This is a genomic window from Limisphaera sp. 4302-co, from assembly GCF_049537155.1.
In the GTDB taxonomy this organism is placed as follows: Bacteria; Verrucomicrobiota; Verrucomicrobiia; order Limisphaerales; family Limisphaeraceae; genus Limisphaera.
In genome coordinates, this window is record NZ_JBMVQZ010000001.1 from 628,330 (window position 1) to 634,329 (window position 6,000).

Here is a 6,000-nt window from a genome sequence, read left to right on the forward strand (position 1 = left end):
ACCCCGGCACCGTCCGACTCGTGTACCGGTTCAGCCGGTTGACCGTGTTGGTGCTCCAGCGCAGGCTCTGGCCGAGTTCGTCCTCGCCCCAACAACCGGCGGACCCTGCATCATGTCGTCGGCATTACAGCTGATTCCACACCATTCTCTCCGACCCCTGCGCGAAAGGCTTGCGTCTAAGAGTCCGGCAGGCGCCGAGTGTGGCAACGTGCGTGATTGGCGACCAGTCGACGCACATCGCACCAAGGGCTGGCTCAATCAAGACTAACAGCGCTTCGTAGGGAAGACAAAGCGTCCGAGGATGCAAGGCAGACGTGGGTACCTGTCCTTCCCTCCGCGCGTCCTGAGTGCGCTTACATCGTTTCCACATAGTATGCGTGACACTACGACTCTGTCATTGAGTTCCCGCTAATCCATCGCGCAGAAGGAAGACAGCCCCCAATGCAAGTATCTCAAGAGGGATGGCTACAAGGGCCATGAGAACAAGCACCCACTTTTTCCAGGTCGTGGTCGGCTGGAGGACAGCACCAGTGACACATGCTCCGACGCTCAGTACCACAATGAGGCCAGCACCCATGCCGAGATGGAGCCCCGCACGTTCAAGAAGAGTCAGCCCAGCCACAAGGAGACCCGGCCCTGCGAGGCCAAGCGCATACACGGCCGTCGCGACATTAGTTCGCAACAAATCCACTTTTGCACCCTTTGTGATGACATGCCTTCCATCCACATTGACTAACCTTGTCTGCAACCCAGACCAAAATCGTTTTTATCTCTGCTGTGACTTCCCTGCCGCCCAAAAACCAAGTTGGATCGAAGTCGTATTTGTCAAAGATGCATGCTTCCCACGTCAGGGTTCGACATGCGCAGGATGTCGTCAATGTGATGGTCACCCGTCCAAGCGATGCAGACCAATGAGGCCCAATGGTATCTGCGAGTTGTGTTGTTCGGTTAAACCAATAAAACGGGTTCGCCTTGCAGTCTTCAGCTTGCTTCTTAAGTTCAGCTTGAAAAGCTGGCGCTGCTACCAGCGCCGACCCCATCTCAGACTCGGTCAGTTCAATGTCAATGCCTGTGCCACTGACGAATCTATTCCAAGCTCGAATGTCCTCGCTGCTACTCAAGAAGCTTCGAATCTTCCCCTCAAGCCAGGCGCAAAGGTCCTTGTCAATGTCCGGCAGTGGATTCTTGAGGCCGGGCAAAGCCACCGCCGATGCGGCTCTGAACCAAGCAGCGCAAAGCCCAACCGAATCGGATGCGCTTACTCCATCGTTTGCAACATACACGTAGAGGTTTTCCCCGCCCAGGTCCCCGACAGGATCCCTGCTCAACCAACGGCCCAAGGTTGGACTGTATGCGCGGTATTCGTACACGACCAGACCGCTGAAGTCTTCGGTGCGTTTGGTGCTGAAGCGGAAGGGATTTGCCTTGGCCGCAGGACCGCTCAGGCGGAGGGCCTCGCCAAAAGGACCGTATTCGTACCGGGCGGTTTCGGTGCCGGTGGAGCCAGACACCAAGTTCCACACGTTCCCGTTGCCGTCGTAGCACACAAAATGCGTGCCCGCCGCAGGGCCGGTGGCCATCCGAACACACAACAGCCCAGCCACACCACCGGCGCCGTCGAGAGTTTCCGACAAGTCCAAGCCCCAGATGTACCCACGCAGGAGGTTGTGGTTCGTGGCATTCAACTCCGCCACGTGCCGGTCGAAGCGCAAAGGCTCACGGATCATTTCAGCACTGCTGGCAACTGCCACGCCATTGGCACCTGCGGTTGATTCCTTTTCCGCAACCTGGTCCATCGCTCATCATACGCACATCGGCCCGTGCATGCTTCCTCGACGGCTCCTTCGCTTGCCACGACCTCTACAGGCGCCCCCTCCATGCAACTTTGGTCCCTACCTTCCCGCTCGTCGCGTGAGAATCCACGACCATATCGTAATCGGCAGCAAGGCAACGGCGATCCCGAACACTGTATCGGCGGCAACCGCGCCATACTGTACAATCGTTGGCGGTACAAAATCGGTCCACTGATTGCCCTCACGCACAAAAACTACCACCGGCACAGGCCATCCAACGGCTCTGGCGCGCGTGCACACCTCATATTCCAAATACATGGTAGTCCAGATTCCACCTATAGCCCCCAACACGGTCAGGAGGCCAGCAGCTACCCACCACTTTGCGCAAAACCGGTGTCGCCTGAGCCGTAGCATGGTCGCAATCACCGACCAGCCCGCCACAGATGCGATTAGGATGACAATGAACAGACCTCTGATGACGCGCATGATGGTAAGTATCAGTTACATGTCAGCCCGCAGCTAGTGGCAGCCTCCCATGCCCAGTCTTTGCAGTTGTAGCGTCCCTTGCCCCACGCTTTGTAGGGCTTGCGTGGGGGGTAATTCTTTATGCAATCCTGCACCTCAGCATCGGTGGCGGTGGTGCCAACCTTATCCTTTCCCTTTCCGTGTTTTAAAGGCGTGTTGGCTTTTTCACACGTCACGCAACTGTTTGGCCGAAAATGCATTTCTTCAATGGTCCCCTTTCCCCCAAACCCCCAGCCCCACTTGTTCCCTTCGCTGTCCACATACTGCACGTAGCAGTGTTCTCCACCAGCCATGTTGCCAAGTATTCCGGGATAATCACAGATACCATCTACCGCAATATCCCGCTGGCAAATCGCAAAACCCCTAGGATATTGGGGCGGCTTTGGAAGCTCAGGCATCGGTCGAGGGAATGGTCGGCTAGGATCGGTAGGCCACGGCCAACCGGGCGGGGCCATTTGCAAGCCGAGACTATCCGCGCTCCTCACGGGAGCGTTGACGATAAAGACAAACAGACCAAGCCCTCCCACCTCCTCGATCGGATCTCTACTCAACCAGCGGCCGGAGGTGGGGCTGTAGGGCCGGTATTCGTAGAGCACCAGCCCGGTAAAGCCTTCAGTGCGTTTGGTACTGAAACCGAAGGGATTTGCCTTGACCGCAGGACCGCTCAGGCGGAGTGGTTCCCCAAAGGGACCGTATTCGTACCGGGCGGTTTCAGTGCCGGTGGTGGCCGACACCAGGTTCCATACGTTCCCGTTGCCGTCGTAGGTGACGAAGTGGGTGCCTGCGGCAGGGCCGGTGGCCATCCGAACCCACAACAGCCCACCCACACCACCCGCGCCGTCAAGGGTTTCGGACAGGTCCAAGCCCCAGGTGTACGCGCGCACCGGGGCGTTGTTCGTCGCATTCAGTTCGGCGATGTGACGGCCGAAGAGGACGGGATCACTGACGAACTTCAAGTCCTCCACCACCTGCCACACCCCGTTGCTCAAGACGTACGAAGTCTGCCGCACCCGCCGACCCAAAGTGTCGTACTTCCAGTCCACCCGTCGCCAACTGCCCCGGTCTGTCGCTCCGTAGCTCATCACCCTCGTCAGCCGGTTCTCTGCGTCCCAACTGTACATCCACCTCCCGTCCCGCACAAGGTTCCCGTCCAGGTCGTGGATCAGCAGTTCGGGTGTCTGCGCGACGAAGGCCGACCGCGTCTCCGACTGCACCCGGTCCGGCTGGCTCCGCACCATCCCTAGGTTGGTGATGACGGCCCCCGTCCGCCCAGGTGAACGTGTCCGCTTCCGCCTCCCTTCTCAACCACGCTGCTCCGCACTGCCCACATCGCCGCATCAAGGAAACCATCCCAAACCCGCAGCCGCCGCTGCTCCCCCAGATGTCCACCTGCAATGATCGCTGGGCCCACTGCTGAGCCGCCTCTTCGAACCCTACGCTCGCGGCACGACCTTCCTATCGGCGCCGGTGGCCAAAAGCCGGAACAAGCCGCAGCGTTTCCGCCTTGGTCAGTTCTCCTTCGAACCAGTCCCACATCTCTTGGCAGACTCGGGATGGCCGGTACAAAACCTATCGGATCACGCATGACCGCGGTAATTCCAATGTCGTCATAGACACTCAGGCAGCTTGGTGAATATGTTTCGCGATAGGTTGTATTCCGGCTTACCTAAGAGCGCTTATCTATGCAGACCTTTTGCACTACAGGCCCTAGGTTGGGTACTCGCTTGGCCAACCTTTTCGCCCATTGCACACTGGAGCCGGTGTCATACGAGCTTGTATGTTGCATGCCGACACTGTCCCGCTACTCTCTCACCACATGCTGCTCACACGCAGGTTGGCTACGATGGCGTTCGTGTTCGCAATTGTTCTGATATGCTCCAAAACCATGGCCGCACTGGCATGAGGACCCGGCCCACGCATCTGCACAACCTCAGTCCCGCCACTGCGGCGCACAACAACCAGAAAAGCTTCACCTGCTGCACGCGAATAATGTCGACCCCGGATACGCACGGCGTCCCGCCACCGGTCGAGGTCGATAGCCACCTTCATCCAATTTGTGGCTGCTTTGACGTACACAGCCCATGTTGTGTATCTCCATCCCCACGCGAATTCCGTAAATGAGCAGTCATCCGCGTCAGGGCATAGAATCAACAGGTAGAGCAAAGCACCCTCGTTTCCCCTTTCGTTCGGATCACCGACAACGGAGCCGTCAAGTCTCACCAGGTGACCTTTGATGGGAACCGTCGCAACCTCGCGGGCACCCGAGCAGACCACTTTTTGGGGCCACCATCCAAGCCCACCAAGGAGGGCCATCACCACAAAGTAGATCCACCCACACATGGCGAGAAAGCAAATCCACACACCGATGCGCCACATCAAGGCAATCCTTTTCGTGGTTGCGCTGGCTATAGACGTCACCATGTGAAGCGCCTCAGTGCCCTCACATCCATCGGAGGAAGCAGCTTCAAAATGCCCAGGTTCAATCCCCCGACTGAAGGTATCGTCGACTGGTGGTGGTCGTACACCGTCCTACCGTTCACCTGTACCGTGTATGAGGGATAGCCGTCATGGACTCCCATTACCCAGCCTGTCCGCGTACACCAGTTCAACCCCACGACAAGCGCGTAATCAATGTGCAGCCACGTTTGCGGCACACGCAGGCCCAGAGCAATCTCTGCCGCCAGGATGTAGAAGGAAGCAGCATGACCTATGAAGCCAAGCCTGCAGATGGGCGGTGAGCCGCTGGGAAAAGCTCTGAGCAGGCCAATTCCTTGTGTCGGAAACGGTTCTTCCGTGATGCCAGTAAACCACGTCTGGTAGTCGATGGTGCATGCGTCCGTCAGCTCAACCGCGTGCCACGTCTTTTTTCCGGGTTCCGGATCCGGACCTCTGATTTCTGTCTGGACGACTACAAAGACGGATCGAAGGCCGAGAAGGTCGACAGCATGTGCGGGATTGTTCAACGTCAATACGTATCCACTACACCAGCGGCGACACTCTTTGAGCACCATGTTTTCCATCACAGTGAAGGCCTCCTCTTCCAACGGATCCCTGCTCAACCACCGGCCCAAGCTGGGACTATACGCCCGGTATTCGTAAAGCACCAGCCCCGTGAAATCTTCGGTGCGTTTGGTACTGAAACCGAAGGGATTTGCCTTGACCGCAGGGCCGCTCAGGCGGAGGGGCTCGCCAAAGGGACCGTATTCGTACCGGGCGGTTTCAGTGCCGGTGGTGGCCGACACCAAGTTCCACACGTTCCCGTTGCCGTCGTAGCAGACGAAATGCGTGCCGGCGGCAGGGCCGGTGGCGGCCCGAACCCAGAGAAGACCACCCACACCACCGGCGCCGCCGAGGGTCTCGGACAGGTCCAGGCCCCAGATGTACGCACGCACCGGGGCGTTGTTCGTGGCATTCAACTCCGCCACATGCCGGCCGAACAGCTCAGGATCGCTCACGAACTTCACATCCTCCACCACCTGCCACACCCCGTTGCTCAAGACGTACGAAGTCTGCCGCACCCGCCCACCCAAAGCATCGTACTTCCAGTCCACCCGTCGCCAACTGCCCCGGTCTGTCGCACCGTAGCTCATGACCCTCGTCAGCCGGTTCTCTGCATCCCAATAGTACATCCACCTCCCGTCCCGCACAAGGTTCCCGTCCAAGTCGTGGATCAGCAGCTCCC

General features: G+C 58.5%; 4 protein-coding genes. All 4 read right to left on the bottom strand.

What is annotated here, in order from left to right:
- Window positions 1–671 precede the first annotated feature (671 nt).
- Window positions 672–1,796, bottom strand: coding sequence for an RHS repeat-associated core domain-containing protein (locus ACPDIX_RS02370; RefSeq protein WP_423430160.1), 1,125 nt, complete (start codon window positions 1,794–1,796; stop codon window positions 672–674).
- A gap of 494 nt (window positions 1,797–2,290) precedes the next feature.
- The gene (locus tag ACPDIX_RS02375) at window positions 2,291–3,556 is read right to left on the bottom strand and encodes an RHS repeat domain-containing protein (protein WP_423430161.1); all 1,266 of its coding nucleotides are present in this window, start codon (window positions 3,554–3,556) and stop codon (window positions 2,291–2,293) included.
- Window positions 3,557–4,127: 571 nt separating this feature from the next.
- On the bottom strand, window positions 4,128–4,694 hold the full coding sequence (locus ACPDIX_RS02380; protein WP_423430162.1) for a hypothetical protein: 567 nt from the start codon (window positions 4,692–4,694) through the stop codon (window positions 4,128–4,130).
- Window positions 4,695–4,732: 38 nt separating this feature from the next.
- A partial coding sequence (locus ACPDIX_RS02385) for an RHS repeat-associated core domain-containing protein (protein ID WP_423430163.1) occupies window positions 4,733–6,000 on the bottom strand: 1,268 nt, incomplete at its 5' end.